Source organism: Ruegeria atlantica, from assembly GCF_001458195.1.
Taxonomy (GTDB): domain Bacteria; phylum Pseudomonadota; class Alphaproteobacteria; order Rhodobacterales; family Rhodobacteraceae; genus Ruegeria; species Ruegeria atlantica.
The window spans coordinates 339950-362193 of sequence record NZ_CYPU01000071.1 but is presented as its reverse complement, the minus strand read 5'-3'; the positions used below and the strand labels follow the sequence as shown (position 1 = coordinate 362193).

Genomic DNA, 22244 nt, shown 5'->3' with positions numbered 1-22244 from the left:
TGCAAGAACTCTGCCAAGGATACTTGATTCGAATCCCCCAATGCGCCTTTCTTTTGGGTATGAGTGACAAAACACCAGACCTGCATGCCGCCTACGCTCTGGATTCCCCGGAAGACCACAAGCGTCTCTATGCTGAATGGGCCGGGGATTACGACGAAGGCTTTGCCACGCGCGAGGACTATCAGCTGCACATCCATACCGCCCGCGCTTTTGTCGGCGCCGGCGGGCAAGGGCCTGTGCTTGATGTAGGTGCAGGCACTGGCCTGTGCGGCGCGGTTCTGGCCCGGCTAGGTGTGGGGCCGATAGATGCCACCGATATCAGCGCCGAGATGCTGGATCAGGCCATGCGCAAGGATATCTACCGCGACGCCATTGAGGCCGATCTGAACGAAGGCATCCCGGTGCCGCGCGAAAGTTACTCCGGAATCGTTTCATCCGGTTCGTTCACCCATGGCCACCTCGGGCCAGAAGCTTTGACTGCACTGCTGTGTGTGGCCCGCCCCGGTGCTCAATTCGCGCTGTCGATCAATGCCCAACATTATGAAAAGCTGGGATTTGCCGAAACCCTGCACCGGTTGGCGCAAGGCCAGATTCGAAATCTGACCTTGCCCGAAGTTCGCATCTATGGCGATCTTGCATCTGGCCCCAACAAAGATGACACAGCGCTGATAGCCCTGTTTGAACGCGCTTAGGCCGACTATCGACCTTTCCACACGGGATCACGCTTTTCAGCAAAAGCGCGGGCGCCTTCCAGATTGTCTTCAGAGCCATAGAGGGTATCAACCGTCGGCAATTGCCGCCCGGTGATCCGGTTCATGGCATCCTGAAATTTGGAATCTTCGGCATCGCGTACGATTTCCTTAATCGCGGCATAAACCAAGGGCGGGCCGCAGGCCAAAAGGCGCGCCAGTTCCCATGCCCGATCCATCAACTGATCACCTGGAACGATTTCGTTCACCAACCCCCAGTTCTTCGCTTCATGCGGGTCGAACCAGCGTCCGGTCAAAAGCAGTTCCATCGCCACGTGATACGGAATACGTTTTGGCAGTTTGACACTGGCGGCATCGGCCACTGTGCCTGAGCGGATTTCCGGCAGCGCAAAACTGGCGTGTTCCGCAGCAAGGATCATGTCGGCGCTCAGGGCCAATTCTAACCCGCCGCCGCAGGCAATCCCGTTGACCGCGGCGATAACCGGCTTGTTCATGTCCCGCAGTTCCTGCAGCCCGCCAAAGCCACCAACGCCATAGTCACCGTCGACTGCGTCTCCGTCAGCGGCTGCTTTCAAATCCCAGCCGGGGCAAAAGAACTTCTCGCCGCCACCGGTCAGGATTGCGACGCGCAGATCAGGATCATCACGGAAGTCACGAAAGACTTCGCCCATGACCCGGCTGGTCGCCAAATCAATCGCGTTCGCTTTGGGACGGTCCAAAGTGATTTCCAGAATTGCGCCATCGCGCTTGGTTTTGACCGGGTTCATATACTTGCCTTTCGGATCAGAGCATCCACCGCCATGGCACGGTCCGGTGTGCAGATCAGTGGGTTTATTTCAACTTCGCTGACATGAGATGCATTGGCAATGACGTAAGCCTGCACCGCATCGACCGCGTCCAGGATGGCCTCAATCTCTGCCGCTGGTTTGCCGCGATATCCCGCCAGCAAAGGGGCGCAGTTCAAATTACTCAGCGCCTCTTTCACCGCGGTGCGAGAGGATGGGATCAAAAGGGAAACCGTGTCGCGCAGGATTTCAGTCAACACGCCCCCTGCACCCAGCGTCAGAACAAACCCATGCGCAGGGTCTCGGGTCACGCCGACCAACAATTCTGCCACGCCGTCGACAGCCATTTCCTCAATAAGGACGTCATCAGTTCCGATATCCGCCGCGACTTCAGCCACGGCATCAGCGTGAACCTCTAGGCGCACGGCCGCATGTTCCGACTTATGCGCCAACCCGACGCCCTTGATCGCAAAAGGACCAGTCAGCGCGGCAGAGGCTTGTTTCGCCAGATCCGGCGTCACCACAACGTTGTGCGGTACACAAACACCGAAATCCGCCAGCGCCTGCTTGGCTTCTGCTTCGGTCAGAACACGATCTGCAACGGTGTCCCGGGGTAACAGGACCGGTTCGGCCTCCGTTGCTTGCGGCCGCGCGGCTGCCTCAATTGCCGCAAGTGCTTCATGCAATCCGGCAAAAGCGATAACACCGCCATCGAGTAGTCGCTGTGCAACGTCTTCGGGTAAAAGCTCCGGCAGAGTCGCCGTTACCGCAAATGGCCGCCCCGTCTGAGCAACGCAATTCAACGAAGCCTGCGTGGCGCATTCCCAATCGGTCGCATCCGTGTGCGGATAGTCGAGAATAGCCATAGTCAGGGCTTGTTCAGGGCTCATCATTGCGGACCACGCCCGTGTCATGGCCTGCGTATCCCGCCAGATATAGGTGTGATAATCCAGCGGGTTCGCCAGGGCCACCATCGGTCCCAAGGCATCGCGCAGGTCAGCCTTTTGCGCTTGCGACAAAGGCGGGAAGTGCAGATTGCGCCCCTCGGCCATGTCCGCGGCCAGACTTGCCTCACCACCTGAGCAACTGATCGACCCCAAGCCGTTGCTGCCCAAGCGCCCGGTCACATGCAGCAGCTTGAGGCATTCCAGGAAACTGGGAATGTCATCCAAACGCGCGATCCCAAGGCGATCCAGAAATGCCTGCGCGCCCGCGTCGCCTCCGGCCAATGATGCTGTGTGAGAAATCGTCGCCGCCTGGGCATGGGCGGACCGGCCCACTTTCAGCGCAACAATCGGCACGTTACGATCCCGCGCCTTTTTGGCCAGCGCCTCCCATTTACGCAGGTCACCGAAGCCTTCAATGTGGACACCTACCGCGGTGATCCGGTCATCATCCAACAGGGCCGAGGCGATGTCGGCCTGATGGGTCTGCGCTTGATTTCCGCTGGTCAGCATAAAGGCCAGCGGCAAGGCGCGGCGCTGCATTGTCATGTTGATCGCAATGTTCGAGCTTTGCGTCAGAATCGCCACGCCGCGATCTACCGGTCGCATGCCGTGCTGATCGGGCCAAACAGCGGCGCGGTCCAGCCCGTTGACGAAGCCATAACAGTTTGGCCCCAGGATCGGCATCTCGCCTGCGGCCTGCACCAAACGGACCTGCAAATCTGCACCCTGATCGTCCTCGGCATGCGCTTCGGTAAATCCCGAGGCAAAACACACTGCGCCCCCGGCCCCCATGGCCGAAAGGGCCGCGATCGTCTCGATCGTTGCATGACGGTTGATGCCAACAAAGGCTACGTCGGGGGCCGCTGGAAGGTTCTCAAGGCGTGCAAAAGCACTCAGACCCGCGATTTGACCGGCTTTTGGGTGGACCGGCCAGATGTCGCCCTGAAACCCGAATTTCCGGGCCTGTTCGATCACTGAGACGCACCAGGCGCCGCCGCCAATCACAGCGATGGATGTGGGGTGCAAAACGCGTGACAGGGAAGACATCAGGCGGCCCCCTCCATCACGCACCGAGTGCCCTCAAAAGATCGCGACTGATAATGTGGCGCTGAATTTCACTGGTCCCGTCCCAGATACGTTCGACCCGCGCGTCGCGCCAGAACCGCTCAAGCGGGTAATCGTCCATCAGACCCATGCCGCCGTGGATTTGAATGGCGGCATCGGTGACCCGCGCGAGCATTTCCGAGGCATAAAGCTTGGCCGAGGCGATTTCGCGATTTGCGGGCAGCCCTTTGTCCAGACGATCGGCTGCAGCCAACGTCAACAAGTCCGCCGCGTCAATCTCGGTGATCATATCCGCGATTTGGAAGGACACGCCCTGAAACTTGCCGATCTTCTGGCCGAACTGTTCGCGCGTGGCGGAATAGTCGAGCGCATAGTCGAAAGCGCGGCGTGCACGGCCTACGGACATGGCAGCAACCGTGATACGGGTCGCATAAAGCCAGGTGTTCATCACTTCAAAGCCGCCATCAACCTCACCTAGAACCTGGGCGTCCGGCAGACGGCAATCATCGAAATCAAGAACCATGTTCTTGTAACCGCGATGGCTAACCGACTTGTACCCGTCTCGGATGGTGAAACCGGGCGTTCCGCGATCCACCAGAAACGCCGTAATGCGTTTTTTGGGGCCTTTTGGCGTCTGATCCTCTCCGGTCGCGATGAAAACGATGATGAAATCCGCGTGCTCGGCGCCCGAGATGAAGTGCTTGGTGCCATTGACCACCCAGTCACCGCCATCCCGCACCGCGGCGCACTTCATTCCACGAACATCTGACCCGGCACCGGGTTCGGTCATTGCCAGCGCGTCCATCCTTTCGCCACGCACGGCGGGCATCAAGTATCGTTCGACCTGCTCGCCCTCACACGCCATCAGGATGTTCTGAGGACGCCCGAAGAAGTGATTCAGCGCCATGGATCCGCGGCCCAGCTCACGTTCGACCAGCGCGAACTCCAGATGGTTCAACCCTGCACAACCGACGCTTTCGGGAAAATTACAGGCATAAAAACCCAGTTCAATCGTCTTGCGTTTGACCTCATCCGCGATCTCCTCCGGGACTTCGCCGGTGCGCTCGACCAGCGCCTCATGCGGGTAGATTTCGTTTTCCACAAAGCTGCGAACGGTAGAGACGATCATCTCTTGTTCGTCGGACAATCCATATTGCATCGGGCGTCTCCACATCTGGCGTTGCGGCATATTCTGACGCGGCTTGCCATTTAAAACGTGCAGAAATAGAAGTTTACCATGCAAGAATGGACTAAATCACCCTCTGCACCGCAGCAAATCGGGGTTCTTCTGTTCGACGGATTCTCGAACCATTGCCTGGCCAACACGGTCGAGCCGCTGCGCGCTGCCAACACTCTGGCTGGTCGCAAATTGTACGATTGGCAGTTCCTTGCGTTGGAGGGTGGTCCAGTGACATCCTCATCCGGGCTGCAGGTCGCGCCGCATCGCCCACTCCAGACCGCCAGTGGGGATATGCTGATGGTCATGCCATCTTATGGATTCCGCGCGCATGGCGGGTGGCGCACCCTTTCAGGCCTGCGTTCTGCGGATCAGCGGTTCAAAGTGCTGGCAGGCCTCGACACTGGCAGCTGGCTTTTGGCTCAGGCAGGGCTGCTGGACGGGCATCGCGCCACGATACACTGGGAAGAGCTGACCGGATTTACAGAAAGGTTCCCCGATGTCGAAGCCCACCGCGAGCGCTATGTCATCGACCGCAATCGCATCACCTGTTCCGGGGCCATGGCGGCCTTTGATCTGGTGCTTCATCTGATTGCACGGGATCAGGGGCAGGCCCTGGCGCTGGAAGTGTCGCAACTGTTCATGACCCGCGATTCAGCGCGCTCGCATGCGGGCGGTGCCGGCGCGACCAGCGGTTACGTGAACAAGGCGCTGGCCTTGATGCAGGAACACCTTGAGATCCCCTTGCCAGTGTCCGAAATCGCAAGCCGGGTTGGCCGATCGCAGAAAGCCTTGTCCGTCCGCATGCAGTCCGAGCTGGGCGCGGGTCCTGCGCAGGTTTACCGCCGCCTGCGCCTGAACCTTGCGCGCAAACTGGTGGCGGAAACCGACCTGAGCATTGGTGAGGTTGCCCTGCGCGCGGGCTATGACGACCCCAGCGCCCTGACCCGCGCCTTCAAAGCCGAATTCGGGGTCACGCCACGCGCGCTTCGGGCCAGCTAGGTATACATCTGTTTCTTGTACGCCCTTGTCCGGGTCGTCGCCTCGGCCGACCCGTCATGGTACGTGCCAAACCACTTGTCGAACGGAATTTCAGAGGTGCCGTAGTTGCACTCGAAATACCGGTGGTGAAGCTGGTGAAAGAAATCACCGGCACGGGCGGCATCCGTGTCTCCGGCCTTTAGTTTTTCAAACCCGGAATGAGACAACACGGGACTGATCTGCTGGAAGGAGGCGTGGAACAGCACGTGCAACGGGTGCGACGGAACGATCAGGTGGATGAAATAGGTCGTGAAGTACAGCAAGTTCTCGTACCAGTGGTTCGAAATTCCCGACCGAGGCCCAATGTTCACGTTTCGATGATGCACAGCATGCACGTATTTGTAGAGCTTCGGGTGATGTTCCAGCCGGTGCACCCAGTAAAAGTGCAGACCTGACCACATCGGGATAAACACCATCCACACAACGAACCAGACCGGCGCGCCGGACCACGTGATGGTTGGCACATAGCCGTTGGCCATCGCCCAGTAGATGATCCACTGATAAACGGTCGCGACGGTCATCGCGCTGCCCAGCGTCCACCAGATATTGTCCAGAACCTGATTGCGGAATGTGAACGTACCATTGTTGCGGGTCAGGTCGCGGCGGTCGAACTTTTTGTACATGCCCTGCCCTTTTCGCATGTACAGCCACCAGTGCAGCCCACCTGCGATGAGTATCTGGGGCACCATGTTCAGCAGCCAAATGCGAAACATCCAACCCGGGGCAAAGCTTTGCATACTTTCCAAGGACGGGAAAAAGAAAGCTTAGGCGGTAACCGCCAGCGCAAGGCACAAGGTTATTGCCGTGATCTGCAGCCACGCCCCGCTGTACCATTTCAGCACGGCTGACGGACGTGGTGGCCAATTGAACAAGGGGTTTAACCCCACCGGACCTTCAGGATGATAGTGCCAGCGGGCGGATTCCGGATTCTGTGTAGTGTCAGACATGGTCGTTACCCTGATAAGGTTGTCATGTGGCGTAGTCAGAGCCGCCATCGTCCAATATGGCCTTGATCTCTCGCAGATGAGCCTGGGCCTGATCGGGATAGTCTTCCAATTCTTGCGCAGTCTTTTCGGCAATCTCATCTGGCAGGACGCGCAATGGCTGGCCGGTCTGCAGCGCTCGGATATAGGTTTCCGCTGCGCGTTCAAAATAATAAAGCCTGTTAAAGGCATCTGCCGGGTCACTGCCGATCACAAGAACACCGTGATTGCCCATGATCATGACCTTTTTCTTGGGGTCCGACAGCATGGATGCACAGCGCGCACCTTCGCTTTCAAAGGCGAGGCCTCCGAATTCCTGATCGATGACATACCGGTTATAGAAAGTGGCCGTGTTCTGATCGATCGGGGGCAAGGTGCTATCCGCCAACGATGCCAGGACCGTCGCAAAGATCGAATGCACGTGCATCACACAGCGCGCATGCGGACAGTGGCGGTGGATTGATCCGTGCAGACCCCACGCCGTCGGATCCGGTGCACCGGGTTGGTTCATCACATCGGCATCATTTGCGTCCAGAAACAGCAGATTTGACGCTTTGACCCGTGCAAAGTGCATCTGGTTCGGGTTCATCAAAAATTGCGTACCTTCCGGGTTCACCGCAAGGCTGAAATGATTGGCAACGCCTTCGTGCATGTTCAATCGCTCGACCCAGCGAAAGGTTGCAGCCAGATCAACTCGTTCGGCCCAGTGGTCGATATTGGCGCGCAGGTTTGTAACAGTCATTCCGGGCTCCTTTGCGGATAGCTGAGAACTTTCGGAAATCGTGCCTGTAGCGTCAAAAATTGACCAACGAAAAAAACGCAACTATTCCATTAGCTGAACTAATGGCAAGGTTATACGCATGCAAAAACCACTTCCTCCGCTGGGTTGGCTCCGCACGTTTGAGGCGGCGGCGCGGCACTTGTCCTTTACCGGCGCGGCCCGTGATCTGAACATGACGCAAAGCGCGGTCAGCCAGCAGATCAAGTCCTTGGAAGGGTACCTTGGCCAGCCTTTGTTTTTGCGTCGACCACGCGCGCTGGAACTGACCGAAGCGGGCATCACGTATCTTCCGGTGGTGCGCGAGGCATTTCGAACATTGGCACGTGGAACTCAGGCCGTGACCGGCGCACAGCAGAACGCGGTTCAGGTTCAAAGCAACATCACCTTTGCCGTGAATTGGTTGGCGCCCAGACTGCCGAAATTTCGGGTACAGCATCCCGAGGTGCAGCTGAATATCTTTACTGAGCTTTGGGAGCCGCGCGAAATGGCCGAAGGGGCCGCCGTGGAAATCCGTTATTCACTACGGCCGTCAGATACGGTTAGGACCGAATTGCTGAGAACGGATCATTATTATCCAGTCTGTGCGCCGGGCTATCACGTGACGTTGGACAACCTGCAACAGCACCCGCTTTTTGACTGCTCAAACCTTCTGTCGAATTGGCTGGGGTGGACCGAGGAACAGGGTCTAAATTGGGAAAATCCTGCAATAACTTATTCGACCACCTACTTGGTCAGCCTGTCCGTAGCCATGGCTGGCGGAGGGCTGTGTCTGGCGCATGACACAATTGCCAGTGACTTGATTGCGCAAGGTCGTTTAGTTGCCCCGTTCGCCCATCGCGCGCCCATGCCTGAAGCCTATTATCTGCTTCTGTCACCGCGCGCCGAAGAAAGCCCCGGTGCTATAGCGTTTGCCAATTGGGTTCACCGCGAGCTGGAGCATGATACACAGAAATAACCGAGGCTTGCTCCCGCCCATCATCGATGCCCTGCCGGGCGTCTCTTCTGGTTGGACAGTGCAGCGCTGACGCGCTGCGTGACGGTTTGATGATACCTGTTCACAAGGGGTTGAACCTTCCTGCGCATTCGGGAAAGTTGGGCCATGGAACACACACCCTTCCCTAGTTGGCCCGATGTCGCCCCCCGTCTGATTGCCGTAGCCGCAGGTCGTGAAGCTGCAGATTCGGTCATTCGCGGCGGAATCTGGGTAAATGTGCACAGCCGCGAAACCCTTCCGAACCATGACATTGCGATCGCTGATGGGCGCATCGCTTACGTCGGACCCGATGCATCACATTGCACCGGCCCAGAGACTCAGGTCATCGAGGCCACCGGGCGTTATATGATCCCTGGCCTGTGTGATGCGCATATGCATATCGAATCGGGCATGCTAACCCCGGCTGAATTTGCCCGCGCTGTCATTCCGCATGGAACCACCAGCATGTTCACCGACCCGCATGAGATTGCAAATGTCCTTGGCCTGGACGGCGTGCGCATGATGCATGACGAGGCGATGATGCAACCGGTGAACATCTTTACCCAGATGCCGTCCTGCGCCCCATCTGCGCCGGGACTAGAAACGACGGGGTACGAAATCACCGCCGACGACGTGGCCGAAGCGATGAACTGGCCCGGCATCATCGGCTTAGGCGAGATGATGAACTTTCCCGGTGTCATCAATGGCGACCCAAAGATGCTAGCGGAAATCGCCGCAACGCAACGCGCCGGGAAAACCGTAGGAGGACACTACGCTTCGCCTGATTTAGGGCCTGATTTTGCCGCCTATGTTGCTGGGGGTCCGGCGGATGATCACGAAGGTACCTGCGAGGCAGACGCGATCGCACGTGTTCGGCAGGGGATGCGGTCGATGATGCGGCTGGGCTCGGCCTGGTATGACGTGGAAAGCCAGATCACTGCGGTCACGAAAAAAGGGTTGGACCCGCGCAACTTTATCCTGTGCACCGACGATTGCCACTCAGGCACGCTGGTTAATGACGGCCATATGAATCGCGTGGTTCGGCACGCCATCGCTTGCGGATGTGATCCGCTGATTGCCCTGCAAATGGCGACGATCAACACGGCGACCCATTTCGGGCTGGAACGTGAGATCGGCTCGATCACACCGGGGCGGCGCGCGGATATTATCCTTAGCTCGGACCTGAAAGAACTACCCATCGACATCGTGATTGCGCGCGGTCAGATCGTCGCCGACAGCGGCAAAATCACCGTGGATTGCCCGCACCTCAACTGGCCTGATACCGCCCGGAACACCGTGCATCTGGGGCATACGCTGACCGCTGCTGATTTCGAAATTCAAGCACCTGCAGGGGCAAACCGCGTGCAGGCCAACGTGATCGGCGTGGTGGAAAACCAGGCTCCGACCAAAGCTCTGAAAGCTGAACTGCCGATCATCGAAGGATTGGTCGAGGGCGACGACGATGTCTGCCAGATCGCGCTGGTTGAACGGCATCAGGCGACGGGCGGCGTGACGAACGCTTTCGTTTCCGGATTCGGATATCAGGGCAAAATGGCCATGGCCTCGACCGTGGCACATGACAGTCATCACATGATCGTGGTCGGCACGGATCGCGAACAGATGGCACTGGCCGCAAATCGGCTGGCCGAGGTGGGTGGTGGCATAACCATCTTCCGCGATGGCGAAGAACTGGCGCTGGTCGAATTGCCCATTGCGGGCCTGATGTCTGACAGCCCTGCATCACAGGTTGCTACCAAGGCCGACGACATGGTTGCCGCGATGGTGGCCTGCGGCTGCACCCTCAACAACGCATATATGCAGCACTCATTGCTGGCGCTGGTCGTGATCCCGGAACTCCGGATTTCTGACCTGGGTCTGGTGGATGTGCGCACTTTTGAAAAGATTGATCTTCTGGAACCACTTGCATGATAATAATAAAAACACCCGACGCACCTAAACCGGAACAATTCACCGACCCCAAGGCAGCGGTCGCTCGGTTGGAAGCGCTCTATGAACAAGCAACCCGCTTTCTGTGCGACAGTTTCTCGGCAGCCATTGAACACGGCGCACCTACTGCACGTTTCAGAGCCTATTACCCGGAAATTCGTATCAGAACGTCGTCCTATGCGCATGTCGACAGCCGCCTGAGTTTTGGCCACGTCTCAGAACCCGGTATTCATGCTACGACCGTTACGCGACCGGATTTATTTCGGTCTTATTTGACCCAGCAGATCGCGTTGCTGATCAAAAACCACGACCAGCCGGTTACGATTGGGCCGTCCGACACGCCGATCCCGGTGCATTTCGCGGTTGCCAACAATCCCGATCTGCACGTTCCGCAACAGGGCGCGGCCGGGTTCACGTTGCGCGATGTCTTTGACGTTCCCGACCTGACCACGACCAACGATGATATCGTCAACGGGGTGTACGACCACGAAGATGAAGCCGGTCCGCTAGCCTTGTTTACTGCCCAACGCGTCGACTATTCGCTGGCCCGGCTTGCGCATTATACCGCGACGGATCCCAGCCATTTCCAGAACCATGTCCTGTTCACGAACTACCAGTTCTACGTCTCTGAGTTCGAGAATTACGCGCGTGCGCAATTGGCCGATCCGGACAGCGGTTACACCAGCTTCGTTTCGACCGGGAATGTCGAGATCAAGGGCTCCGAGGAAGAGTTGGCCCAACCGCTGAAGCTGCCGCAAATGCCAACCTATCACCTGAAACGCGAGGACGGGTCCGGGATCACGCTGGTCAATATCGGCGTTGGGCCTTCGAACGCTAAAACGGCCACTGACCATATCGCCGTTCTGCGGCCCCACGCCTGGCTGATGGTCGGCCACTGTGCCGGGCTGCGCAACACGCAGGCGCTGGGGGATTTCGTTCTGGCCCACGCCTACCTGCGTGAAGACAAGGTGCTGGACGACGACCTGCCGGTCTGGGTTCCGATCCCGCCGCTGGCCGAGGTTCAGGTCGCGCTGGAAAGCGCCGTGGCCGAGGTTACCGAGTTGGAAGGATACGAGCTTAAGCGGATCATGCGGACCGGCACCGTCGCCTCGGTAGACAACCGCAACTGGGAATTGCGCGATCAGTCCGGCCCTGTGCAAAGGCTCAGCCAATCCCGCGCAATTGCATTGGATATGGAAAGCGCAACCATCGCCGCAAATGGCTATCGGTTCCGGGTTCCCTACGGCACATTGTTGTGTGTTTCTGACAAACCGCTGCACGGCGAATTAAAGCTTCCGGGCATGGCATCTGCCTTTTATACCACCCAGGTCAGTCGCCATCTTGCAATCGGAATTCGGGCGATGGAACATCTGCGCGGCATGCCGTTAGAGCGTCTGCACAGCCGGAAATTGCGTTCATTCGACGAAACAGCCTTTCTCTGACGCAAAAAAGCAACGATTTCCCCATATTTTTAGGGTTTTCAACGCTACTATTCGTTGTGTTCGACCACAATATCCCGTTACAGTTACGCGGTGAGGCCCTATGTATCGGGCACGTTAAGGAGACCAAGAAATGGCAAAGCCTATGACAAAGACTCAGCTGGTGGCTGCTCTCGCTGAGGAAATGGGAACCGACAAGAAAGCTGCAAACGCAGCGTTGGAGGCCATGACCGGCCTGATCACCCGTGAAGTTTCCGCCGGCGGCGCAGTGACCCTGCCTGGCGTTGGCAAAATCTACTGCCGCGAGCGCCCCGAGCGCATGGTGCGCAACCCCGCCACCGGCGAGCAGTTCAAGAAAGAAGCGGACAAAGTGGTCAAGATGACCATTGCGAAAGCTCTGAAGGACAGCGTGAACGGCTGATCTCAGCCTTCACTGCAAGCGATTGAGGGCCGCCGCTTGGGGGCCCTTTTTCTTTGCCTGATCTCAATTAACTTGATCAGAGCACCAGTATGCCCCCTCTCACAGGTGGGTATGAACAACCATGAGTGCATGGTTCAGCATTGCCCGGTTGACCTCTTCATCAGCTAGAGAATTCGGAGCCAGCGTCGGCGTAAGTGAGGCTTTTTGCGTTCGCTCACTAACCGGTAGAACACGCCCCTCCATAACAGTTCCCCAAACACTAATGTCACGGATCATTGCCGGGTCCACACTTAGGGGATTTTCATCCAGTATAGTCAGGTTAGCCCTTTTTCCTGGTTCGATACTTCCGATCTCATCACTCAGCCTGAGGGCGTAAGCCGCCTCGATTGTGACACCGCGAAGCGCCATTTCAGCAGGCACCCTCTGATCCGCGCCAGCGATGCGACCGGACGTGGTTTCTCGATTTACAGCACACCACATCAGAAACAGCGGGTCCGCAGGTGCCATCGGCATGTCGGAATGCAGCGACCATGGAATTCCGGTGAGTGATAAGTCGCCTAAGCGAACCATCGAATCCGCTCGTTCCGAGCCGAGACCAACTTTTGAGTACTGATCCGCCAGCGCGGTAACGTAATATGGATTCCCGCTGACGATGGCTCCCAGCGCTCTGATCCGTTCGACCTGATCCGAAGCGCTGACTGCAAAATGCACTAATACGGTTCGGTGATCATATCTTGGGTTCCGGCGTAGATTCGATTCGAGCGTATCAAGAACCCGATCAAGCCCGGCATCACCATTGACGTGAATATGAATCTGATAGCCCGCGTCCCAGTAAATGCGGAACGCACGTTCAAACAAATCGCGGTCCATCATCCATTCACCGTCATGGCCATCAAGATAAGGATCACGTACCTGCATCAGCAGCGAATAAATTGCGCCATCTGCAAAAAGCTTTGCCTGCTTTGGCGCTAGACTTGTCATGCCACCATACCAAGAGGCCAGCTTTTCGGTTTCAGCAATGACTTGCGCATCATCCGAGTAGGTCGCGACCATCGACTTTGCATCCACGATAAATGACCAGCGAAATGGCATGTCCGGGTTCGAGAAGACTTCGTTAACGCCGTCCTGAACCGGCTTAGAAAGAATCCCGCCCGGCTCATTGCCGAAGGTAATGCCTTTGGCGTGCATATAGTCGCGCGTGATTTCCAGACCGGATCGCAGGCGCTCGGGGGTTGCGACCATATTCGCGATGTTAGGCAAAACTGCGAACAGGCCCTGTTCCCAAAACCGCGCCTCTTGAAAACTGCTTTGCTCTTTTGCTGACGGGCTGAAAGCTTCGAACTTGTCCCGGGTAACACTGCCACGTTCCATTGCCGCCGAGTTCAGTACCATCTCGTGACATGAGCGCGCCCAAACAAGAATGGGACGTGTTTCACTGATTGTATCGAGGTCAGAACGTGTCAACGGGCCGTAAAATGCCGGATGATACCCCCAGCTAAGCAAAGGTTCGTCTGGATTCGACTTTTCAGATTCCGCTTTGGCAAGACGCTCCATGAATTCTTGTTTGTCTTTGACGCGCGGCACGGTTCCGCTCGGCAAAACCCAATCCTCAATTGCGAGGATTTCAGACGACATTGTTAGGGCGGCAAGCACCGGATGGTCATGTTGTGCAATAAACCCAGGAACGATCACGTTATCAGCGAACGTCGTATCGATTTCGTAAGGCTGGTCGCCTAAGACGCGCTGTACATCTTCCAGTGTTCCCGCCCAAAGAATTCTGTCACCGACAATGGCAACCGCTTCGGCCGTCGGGCGCGCATCATCCAGCGTGATGATTTCTCGCGCAGTGTAGATCGTTGCCTGAGGCAGCGAGACGATCGATCCGCCGATATCTTGTAATGATCCGGTTTCCGCCAAAACATGCTGCAAGGGTGTCAAAGTTGCAGCAGAAGCAATTCCAGCACCCACGAATCTCCGGCGGCCGATATCTTTCATAGTGAAGTTCCTTCAGACAGTACGGTTGGAATGGAATTCGGATTCAAAAAATGAACTACTTCCATTACATTATCTGAATTTCATTCATTGTCTCGCTCTGACACGAAAAAACCCCACAGAACATTCTGCGGGGTTTGATTTTTAGCGGCGCATCCGCCGCCTGTCGAAATTCAGGTTTTGGCTTAGTGAACAGTCTCAACCTTATGGAAGTCCAGATCACGATCTTCCGGCATTGAATCGATGCTCAGCACCTCTTTGCGCTTGGTGATCAGAATATAGACCACGCAGGCCAAGTACAGACCGACGACCACGGCTCCGATCCACTGGATCTGCAGCCACTGGCTCTGGAACAGCAGGGTGAGGACAAACAACAAAGCGACGTTGCCTGCGACGTAGATCCCCTTGCCGAACCGCTCGACTGTCAGGTTCAGGTTGTCGGTATAGAGGCGGATCAGGGAGTCCAGCGAGTTGATCACAAAGGTCACGCCCACGATCACCATCGCGATGTTGGTAATGCCCGCAGTGCTGATGCCGTTCAGGTGGTAGTAGTAGAGAACGGTGAACCAGATACCCAGTGGGATCGACGGGAAGATCAGCAATGCAGCGAGCAACTGCCATGTGGTCAAACCACCGACAAATCGCGAAGTGAACTGCCCGATCATGATCGACCATGCGAACCACCAGAACAGGTAGAAGGCGTGATAATCAGTCAGCGGCAACACAAACTTGTGCAGATTGGCGAAATAGGCACCGATATTGCTGCCGGTTTCAACAATTCCGGTCATGCCCATGCCGGCGGCGATCCACATTCCGAGGATCAGCGTGAGGAACAGGATAGTCGAACCCACAGACAGGATACGGACGTATTTCAGGTCGGTTGACGAATAAGCCGCCGCCAGAATGACAACAAATACGATGACATAGAAAGTGGTGACCACGGATTCGCCATCTCCAACCTCGGGCAGATAGCCGGGCAGGTAGATCAGGAACAGACTGGCGGTGAAGGCGCAGGTGCCAATGATGACCACGTTGTTGATCAGCTTGACCAGCGGGATCTCAAAGAACTTCACGCGGGGTTCGATGACGCAGAAATAGAACGCTGTTAGGAAGTAGAAGGCCCAGATCAGGAAACCCCAGAAACCAAACTCGATGGCCAGCGGGTTTGCGAAGGCATAGGCCGGTTCCTCGGCATAGCCGCCAAACTCGGTCAGCGGGAACATGATCAGGCCGACATCCAGACCGGACGTGAACAGGATCGCGATGAAGGTGAACAGGTGCACTGGCGTGACGCCCACACAGCGCAGGTTCCACCATTTCACGACGAAGAAAGCGACCAGGCCCAGTGCCAGCAGGACGCCGAAAGACAGAATATACTCCAAAAGCACCAACATTCCTCCCTTGGTTAGTAAGAGTGCGGATCGTATAGCTTTAATTGACTGGTCAATCAATAAAACTGCCAATGCTGAATTCAACAGGCGAAACCTGTGTTTATTTTGACGCGCGGCGCTTGCGCGTTTCACATAATTGGGAAACAGTCGCGGCGTTTGGGATAGGGTCACCATGGATTTGCGCGCCATAGCCATGGGGCTGGCATTTGCCTTCATTTGGTCGTCAGCCTTTACCTCGGCGCGGATCATTGTCGCCGATGCCTCGCCCCTGTTCTCACTGGCGCTGCGATTTCTGATTTCGGGGTTGCTGGGGGTTGCGATTGCGCGGGCCATGGGCCAAAGCTGGAGGCTGACCCGCGCGCAATGGTACGCAACCATCCTGTTTGGAATATGCCAAAACGCCCTTTATTTGGGTCTGAATTTCTACGCAATGCAAACCGTACAGGCATCTGTTGCGGCGATTATTGCTTCGACAATGCCCCTGATCGTCGCGCTGGCCAGCTGGACCCTGTTTCACGAAAAACTTCGACCATTGGGCGTGATCGGGTTGCTGGCCGGTTTCGCTGGCGTCGCGTTGATCATGAGCAGCCGGATAAGCGCGGGCGCGGACCTGTTTGGCGTCATATTATGCGGGCTTGGGGCACTTGCGCTCAGCTTTGCGACCTTGGCGGTGCGCGGGGCAACGTCCGGCGGTAATTTCATGATGGTGGTCGGACTTCAGATGCTTGTGGGCGCGGCGATTCTGTTCCTCGCGGCCCCCATATTCGAGACGATCTATATTCACCCTAACGGTCCGTGGGTTCTGGCGTTTGCCTATACAACGCTGTTCCCGGGACTGTTAGCCACTCTGATCTGGTTCCTGCTGTTGAACCGAATCGGCGCGATCCGGGCCGCGACTTTTCACTTTCTGAACCCGGTGTTTGGTGTGGCCGTCGCCGCAGTTTTCCTGGGCGAAAAACTTGGGCCCATGGATGCAGTAGGTGTCGGTGTCACAACGCTGGGTATTCTTGCGGTGCAGTTGTCCCGGCAAACCGATCAGCGGAGCAAGGCCTCAACCTGACGCAACAGTTTCGGTGAATCCGGTTTGACGTTCGACCCATAGGTCGCAATCACTTCACCCGCTGAATCAATCAGGATCTTGTTGAAATTCCACTTGGGTACGAATCCCGTCTGCTGAGCAACCGCACGGTAGAACGGATGGGCCGCAACGCCCTTTACCGACGTGATGTCGGTCATGGGCAAGGTCAAGCCATAGTTCATCTCGCAGAACTGTTTGACCTCTGCCGCCGTGCCTAATTCCTGATTGAACGAATCCGAAGGGACGGCCAAAACCACGAGACCTCGATCAGCATAAGTGTCATGGATCTTTTGCAAGCCAGCGTATTGCCCTGTGAACCCGCAATGGGATGCCGTGTTCACAACCAATACCGGCTTGCCTCGCCAATCCTCAAGGGACAAAGTGCCACCGTCGATCGAGACAAATTCACCGGTCAAAGGTGCTGCTTGAACCACGCGGGCAACCAGCAATAGGGCGAATAACAGAAGCAGTCTGAACATAGCGTCACCTCCTTTATTGTGAGTTACGTACGCGTCTGGCATTCGGATCACCTGCACGAGAACGCGAGCCGACTGAAATATGATTTTGATTTCCGCGCCACTGTGCCCAAATAGAAACCCAGATCGCATCAACACCGGAGAAGCCATGACCCGCTACACCAAAGACCCCGAGGCCATTGCCGCTCTCTCACCCGAAGAATACCACGTCACCCAACGCAGCGGTACAGAACGCCCCGGCACCGGCAAACTACTGAATAACAAGGAACCGGGTATCTACGTCGATATCGTCTCGGGCGAACCGCTGTTTGCTTCGGCCCACAAATACGAATCCGGATGTGGTTGGCCCAGCTTTACCAAGCCCATCGTGCACGAGCATGTCGAAGAAATCGAAGATCGTACGCTCGGCATGATCCGGACTGAGGTCCGTTCGAAACATGGGGATAGCCATCTGGGGCATGTGTTCCCTGACGGTCCGCGCGAACACGGCGGCCTGCGCTACTGCATCAACTCTGCCTCATTGCGGTTCATTCATCGCGACGAGATGGAGGCCGAAGGGTATGGCGAATACCTGATCCATGTGGAGGACATCCAATGACCACTGAACGCGCTGTACTTGCCGGAGGTTGCTTTTGGGGCATGCAGGACCTGATCCGCAAGCTACCCGGCGTGTCTGGCACCCGCGTCGGCTATACCGGCGGCGACGTGCCCAACGCCACCTATCGCAACCACGGCACCCATGCCGAAGCGATCGAAATCATTTTCGACCCCTCGCGGATCACCTATCGTGACCTGCTCGAGTTCTTCTTTCAGATCCACGACCCGACAACTGTGAACCGTCAGGGCAACGACCGTGGAATGAGCTATCGCTCGGCCATTTACTATGTAAATTCTGCGCAAAAACAGATGGCCGAAGACACGATTGCCGACGTGAATGCCAGCGGTATTTGGCCGGGCAAAGTCGTCACAGAGGTCGAACCCGTAGGCGATTTCTGGGAAGCCGAACCTGAACATCAGGATTACCTTGAACGTATCCCCAACGGCTATACCTGCCACTTCCCACGCCCCGATTGGGTTCTGCCCAAACGCGACGCAGCTGAGTAACCGGATGGCCCCCTTTCTAGCGGGGGGCTAACCAGACGCCATCCTAGGGCGCCCGCTGGCTTCGACCGTGATCATCGCTTCGACAAACACGTCCTGCGCTTCGATGCGCGCAGTGCGGATGTCGCGATCGACAACCACCCGGATATCTGCTGCTCCGGCCTGTCGCACTGCACCCTCGGCCTGATCCCTCAGAACCGTTTCCAGCAACGCCAAGGCCTTGTCGGATTCTGTGAAGTCCTGGGGCCCTTCTTCCAGGTGAACCCGGTAGCGGCCTTCTGACGGAGACGTCACCGTTCCCGATCGGCGCAGAGTAAGTCGTCCAACAACCGCCCCGATCGCGTTGGCCACGCCTGCGTGTTCCGGCAGGATCATAGTGCAATGCAAACGATCCCCGACAGCCGGATAATAGCTTGGAGCCGAAGCGCCAAGACCTACCACATCCACGTTCAGCGATGCGTCCAGTGCCAGCAAACCGCGATGCCGCGCCAGCCCCTTCTGCATCAGGACATGCCGAGCAAGGTCGGCGGGTGAGAGGCAGAAACTCTCGGATTCTTCTGCGAAAGCGGTCTCTAACAAGGTCAAAGATGTCTGTTCGGTCAGTTGATCCACAATCATCTGCGCCAACTGTTCCGGGGTGGCGGCCAATCTATCGCCAGTCCCCACCCGCTTGCGCGCAACAAGCTCCAACGCCTTGTGGGCTGCGTCCGCATCCCAGGTATCCAATCGGCCCAAAACATGGCTGGCATCCGATGGCGTCACACCCGAAACCTGAACGACACCGCGATCCACCAGACGCGACAAAGCTCCGTTCTCCATACGGGTGCGCAGCAGGTCACTTAGGGGCATGACGTTCTCGCCCAGCCTCTCCAACAGCGATTCTTCGCGCGCACCCAACCCGTCGGCATTGATACCGGGAACACGGCGGGCGAACCGCGTGTCATGCTCACCCACAGTCGCCGCCCTTAGTTGGGTATCCAGAACGGCGTGAACGACCTCAGGTGCCTCGGCGGCAATCAGGGAAACCGGCAGCACCCGTCGCGGCCCCAAAAAAACACCGCCACCCAGCCCTTCGGTGACCACATGCACCTGGCTGTCTCCACCCAATCCGTGGGTGCGCATGGCAACCGCCTCAACCATCGTACGAAACCCGCCGACCTGCGCGCCCGCTGGGTCAATCGCCGGTTTGCCGTCCCGGATCAGCGCGACATCGGTGGTCGTACCGCCAATATCTGACACCAGCGCGTTTTGAACCCCAGTCAGCCAGCTTGCACCGACGATCGAGGCCGCAGGACCACTAAGGATGGTTTCAATCGGCCGCTCCCGCGCTTGTTCGGCGCTCATCAGGGCACCATCGCCGCGCACAACCATCATTGGTGCGGTAATGCCCAGATCAATCAACTGATCCTGCGCCCGCCCGATCAAACGGTCGATCATACCAATCAAACGTGCGTTCAAAACCGCCGTGACCGCGCGTTTCGGACCGTTCAGCTTGGCCGACAACTGATGAGAGCACGTTACCGGAGCCCCGGTTTTCTCGGCAATGACACGCGCGGCATGCAATTCATGCGCCGGGTTCCGCGTTGCGAACTGCGCGGCAACCGCAAACCCAGAAACGTCTTTGTGCGACGCCAAAAATGCTTCCAGCGCATCGACATCCAATGGAGCCGCCTCACCCCCGGCGTGGCTATGCCCACCGCCAATCACCAGCGCTGGATCACCCTTCAGCGCATCGCGCAGCCCATGTTTCTCAAGGTCTGCTTCCTTGAACCCGATGTAAATCAGTGCGACTCGACCACCCTGCCCTTCGACCAAGGCATTCGTCGCCAATGTCGTCGACAAAGACGCCATTGAGATCTGCTCCGGCGACACCTGTGCTTGATCCAACACTGCCGAGATCGCCTGTCCAACCCCAATGGCTAGATCGGCTCGCGTTGTCAGGGATTTGGCCGAGGCGATCACCTCTTTTTCATCCCGGATCAGCACTGCGTCCGTATAGGTTCCACCTGTATCCACCCCCAAAGCCAACGCCATCGGGATCTCCTTCCTGTTCGCTGCCGATGGGTGTAGCGGTTTGGACCGACACGTCCAGCCTGTTTGCGTCACTTACGATAATCGTTTCACCGCCCAGCGCGCGGCGTCCGCCACCGTTGGGTCAGGATCATCGGCAAGCGACTGCGCGACGGGCATCAAATCTGACTGTTCCGAGTTGCCAATCGCGTACAGAACATTGCGCACAAACCGATCCCGCCCGATCCGCTTGATCGGGGAACCCGAGAACTTTGCCCGAAACGCCGCGTCATCCAACACAGCCAATTCCGCCAAAGCGGGTGCCTTCAAATCGTCACGCGCGGCGTATCGCACATCGCTCGCGGCAACTGCAAATTTGTTCCACGGACACGCGGCCAGGCAATCGTCGCACCCATATATCCGGTTGCCCAGTTTGTCGCGCAATTCTTCGTTGACAGGCCCCTTGTGTTCAATAGTCAGATAGGAGATGCAGCGCCGCGCATCCAATTGATATGGCGCGGGAAACGCATCCGTCGGGCAGGAATCCAAACAGGCCCGACACTTACCACAATGATCCGTTTCAGCCATGTCGGCAGACAGGTCCAATGTCGTAAAAACAGAGCCTATAAAGGCCCAATTTCCCCAATCGCGGCTTACGAGATTGGTGTGTTTTCCCTGCCAGCCCAGCCCTGCCGCATGGCCCAAAGCCTTCTCCGGCACAGGCGCGGTATCAACAAAAACTTTTACCTCTCCACCGGCTTCCGCAATCAGCCAGCGCGCCAGCCGTTTCAGCCGCTTTTTGACCAGATCGTGGTAATCCTTGTTCTGCGCATAAACAGAAATCGCTGCCTTGTCCGGGTGGTTCAATATATCAGTCGGATCATGCTCGGGCGTATAGCTCTCGGCCAACATGATCACCGACCGCGCCTCGTGCCACAATGCGGCCGGATCGCCGCGCCAATGGGTCCGCTCGGCCATCCACCCCATCTGCCCGTGGAACCCGGCATCCAGAAAGGCCTTCAGACGCGACGGCACCTCGGGCACGTCCCAAGGCCGGCAAATGCGACAGGATACAAACCCCGCGCTCAGCGCCTGCGCCACAAGTTTTTCTTTTAGACCTGATCCGCTCTTCATCTGGCTGCAAATATCCTCGGGGGAGAATTGGCCCACCGGGCCAAGAGGGAGCAGACAGCCCCCTGAACCCTAACCCTATCAGAAATCCAGATCGGCGTAATGCGGCGGTGGCCGGAACCCTGGCACCTGATCCGCCAAAATCGATCGGAACGCGGGTCGCGACTTGATCTTGGCGTACCAGTCTTTGACCGCCTGAGAACGGTTCCAATCCACATCCGAAATATAATCCAGTGATGACAGATGCGCAGCAGCGGCAAAATCGGCCAGTGTCATCTGATCCCCCGCCAGCCAGCGCCGATGATCCAGCAGCCATGCCATATAATCCAGATGATACTTGATCGTCTTCGCGCCTGCCTTGACGTTTTTGCTGTCAGGATAACCCTCGCCCGTCACCTTCTTGTTTACCCGTTCGTACAGCAATCTAGATGTGACCTCATGATGAAACTTGTCATCAAACCACCCCACCAGGCGCCGCACCTCATACCGTGCTTCGGGTTTTTTGGGCATCAGCGGAGGTTCCGGGCGGGTTTCTTCGATATACTCACAAATGGCGGCGCTCTCCGCCATGACCTGCCCATCAAGACGCAATACCGGTACTTTTCCGGCAGGGTTGCGGCGCAGGAAATCCGGGTCTTGTTCCCAGTATCGTTCCTCGACCAGCTCAACCTCGATCTTCTTTTCTGCAAGCGACAGGCGCACCTTGCGGCAGTACGGGGACAGGGGAACATGAAACAAACGCGCCATAATCTTCCAATCGAACCAGTGAATACCCCCCAGCTTTAGCCTTGAGGGG

General features: G+C 57.2%; 19 protein-coding genes and 1 pseudogene. 9 read left to right on the top strand and 11 right to left on the bottom strand.

Annotated features, from left to right (window positions below; all coding sequences use genetic code 11):
• Positions 1 to 59 precede the first annotated feature (59 nt).
• Positions 60 to 692: a class I SAM-dependent DNA methyltransferase gene (locus RUA4292_RS20970; RefSeq protein ID WP_058279338.1), complete on the top strand. Its 633-nt coding sequence runs from the start codon at positions 60 to 62 to the stop codon at positions 690 to 692.
• Positions 693 to 697: 5 nt separating this feature from the next.
• Here the strand turns inward: RUA4292_RS20970 and RUA4292_RS20965 are convergent, their stop codons facing one another.
• From RUA4292_RS20965 to RUA4292_RS20955, 3 genes are read right to left on the bottom strand one after another with little or no spacing between them, the layout of a single operon-like run.
• The gene (locus RUA4292_RS20965; protein ID WP_058279337.1) at positions 698 to 1477 is read right to left on the bottom strand and encodes a carnitinyl-CoA dehydratase; all 780 of its coding nucleotides are present in this window, start codon (positions 1475 to 1477) and stop codon (positions 698 to 700) included.
• Positions 1474 to 3489, bottom strand: a complete 2016-nt coding sequence (locus RUA4292_RS20960) for an acetate--CoA ligase family protein (protein WP_058279379.1) — start codon at positions 3487 to 3489, stop codon at positions 1474 to 1476. The genes RUA4292_RS20965 and RUA4292_RS20960 overlap by 4 nt, the downstream gene beginning before the upstream one ends.
• A gap of 16 nt (positions 3490 to 3505) precedes the next feature.
• Complete coding sequence (locus tag RUA4292_RS20955; protein WP_058279336.1) at positions 3506 to 4666, bottom strand: acyl-CoA dehydrogenase family protein; 1161 nt, start codon at positions 4664 to 4666, stop codon at positions 3506 to 3508.
• Between the two features lie 78 nt (positions 4667 to 4744).
• Here RUA4292_RS20955 and RUA4292_RS20950 point away from each other — a divergent pair, with 78 nt between their 5' ends.
• Positions 4745 to 5686, top strand: a complete 942-nt coding sequence (locus tag RUA4292_RS20950; protein ID WP_058279335.1) for a GlxA family transcriptional regulator — start codon at positions 4745 to 4747, stop codon at positions 5684 to 5686.
• Here the strand turns inward: RUA4292_RS20950 and RUA4292_RS20945 are convergent.
• Together RUA4292_RS20945 and RUA4292_RS20940 are read right to left on the bottom strand one after the other, a co-directional pair.
• A pseudogene (locus RUA4292_RS20945) lies at positions 5683 to 6672 on the bottom strand (sterol desaturase family protein). The gene RUA4292_RS20950 and the pseudogene RUA4292_RS20945 overlap by 4 nt on opposite strands.
• Before the next feature lie 22 nt (positions 6673 to 6694).
• Positions 6695 to 7450, bottom strand: a complete 756-nt coding sequence (locus RUA4292_RS20940; protein ID WP_058279334.1) for a class II aldolase and adducin N-terminal domain-containing protein — start codon at positions 7448 to 7450, stop codon at positions 6695 to 6697.
• Positions 7451 to 7568: 118 nt separating this feature from the next.
• Between RUA4292_RS20940 and RUA4292_RS20935 the strand changes: the two genes are divergently transcribed.
• The 4 genes from RUA4292_RS20935 (at position 7569) to RUA4292_RS20920 (ending at position 12269) form a co-directional block, all read left to right on the top strand.
• Positions 7569 to 8444, top strand: a complete 876-nt coding sequence (locus tag RUA4292_RS20935; protein WP_058279333.1) for a LysR family transcriptional regulator — start codon at positions 7569 to 7571, stop codon at positions 8442 to 8444.
• Positions 8445 to 8588: 144 nt separating this feature from the next.
• A complete protein-coding gene (ade, locus tag RUA4292_RS20930) occupies positions 8589 to 10391 on the top strand; it encodes an adenine deaminase (RefSeq protein ID WP_058279332.1) in 1803 nt (600 codons plus the stop codon).
• Positions 10388 to 11851: an AMP nucleosidase gene (locus RUA4292_RS20925; RefSeq protein ID WP_058279331.1), complete on the top strand. Its 1464-nt coding sequence runs from the start codon at positions 10388 to 10390 to the stop codon at positions 11849 to 11851. Before ade ends, RUA4292_RS20925 begins: the two co-directional genes overlap by 4 nt.
• Positions 11852 to 11981: 130 nt before the next feature.
• Positions 11982 to 12269 (top strand): HU family DNA-binding protein, encoded by a 288-nt coding sequence (locus RUA4292_RS20920; protein WP_039533371.1) that lies wholly within the window; start codon positions 11982 to 11984, stop codon positions 12267 to 12269.
• A 99-nt stretch (positions 12270 to 12368) separates the two neighbouring features.
• On the opposite strand, the gene RUA4292_RS20915 is transcribed toward RUA4292_RS20920, so the two are convergent.
• Complete coding sequence (locus tag RUA4292_RS20915) at positions 12369 to 14264, bottom strand: amidohydrolase (RefSeq protein WP_058279330.1); 1896 nt, start codon at positions 14262 to 14264, stop codon at positions 12369 to 12371.
• A 182-nt stretch (positions 14265 to 14446) separates the two neighbouring features.
• Positions 14447 to 15643, bottom strand: coding sequence for a BCCT family transporter (locus tag RUA4292_RS20910; RefSeq protein ID WP_145975036.1), 1197 nt, complete (start codon positions 15641 to 15643; stop codon positions 14447 to 14449).
• 181 nt (positions 15644 to 15824) lie between these two features.
• On the opposite strand from RUA4292_RS20910, the gene RUA4292_RS20905 reads away from it, so the two are divergent.
• The gene (locus tag RUA4292_RS20905; RefSeq protein ID WP_058279329.1) at positions 15825 to 16712 is read left to right on the top strand and encodes a DMT family transporter; all 888 of its coding nucleotides are present in this window, start codon (positions 15825 to 15827) and stop codon (positions 16710 to 16712) included.
• Here the strand turns inward: RUA4292_RS20905 and RUA4292_RS20900 are convergent.
• Positions 16688 to 17209, bottom strand: coding sequence for a glutathione peroxidase (locus tag RUA4292_RS20900; protein WP_058279377.1), 522 nt, complete (start codon positions 17207 to 17209; stop codon positions 16688 to 16690). The genes RUA4292_RS20905 and RUA4292_RS20900 overlap by 25 nt on opposite strands.
• Before the next feature lie 145 nt (positions 17210 to 17354).
• Here RUA4292_RS20900 and msrB point away from each other — a divergent pair, with 145 nt between their 5' ends.
• Together msrB and msrA are read left to right on the top strand one after the other, a co-directional pair.
• Positions 17355 to 17804: a peptide-methionine (R)-S-oxide reductase MsrB gene (gene msrB / locus RUA4292_RS20895; protein WP_058279328.1), complete on the top strand. Its 450-nt coding sequence runs from the start codon at positions 17355 to 17357 to the stop codon at positions 17802 to 17804.
• Positions 17801 to 18310, top strand: a complete 510-nt coding sequence (gene msrA / locus RUA4292_RS20890; protein ID WP_058279327.1) for a peptide-methionine (S)-S-oxide reductase MsrA — start codon at positions 17801 to 17803, stop codon at positions 18308 to 18310. Before msrB ends, msrA begins: the two co-directional genes overlap by 4 nt.
• Positions 18311 to 18337: 27 nt before the next feature.
• On the opposite strand, the gene RUA4292_RS20885 is transcribed toward msrA, so the two are convergent.
• The 3 genes from RUA4292_RS20885 to fzlA all read right to left on the bottom strand — a co-directional run bounded on the left by RUA4292_RS20885 (position 18338) and on the right by fzlA (position 22195).
• A complete protein-coding gene (locus RUA4292_RS20885; RefSeq protein WP_058279326.1) occupies positions 18338 to 20341 on the bottom strand; it encodes a hydantoinase/oxoprolinase family protein in 2004 nt (667 codons plus the stop codon).
• Positions 20342 to 20413: 72 nt separating this feature from the next.
• Positions 20414 to 21451 carry a tRNA epoxyqueuosine(34) reductase QueG gene (gene queG / locus RUA4292_RS20880; protein WP_058279325.1) on the bottom strand — a complete coding sequence of 346 codons (1038 nt, stop codon included), beginning with the start codon at positions 21449 to 21451 and terminating at the stop codon, positions 20414 to 20416.
• Between the two features lie 78 nt (positions 21452 to 21529).
• Positions 21530 to 22195, bottom strand: coding sequence for an FtsZ-binding protein FzlA (gene fzlA / locus RUA4292_RS20875; RefSeq protein WP_058279324.1), 666 nt, complete (start codon positions 22193 to 22195; stop codon positions 21530 to 21532).
• Positions 22196 to 22244: the final 49 nt, after the last annotated feature.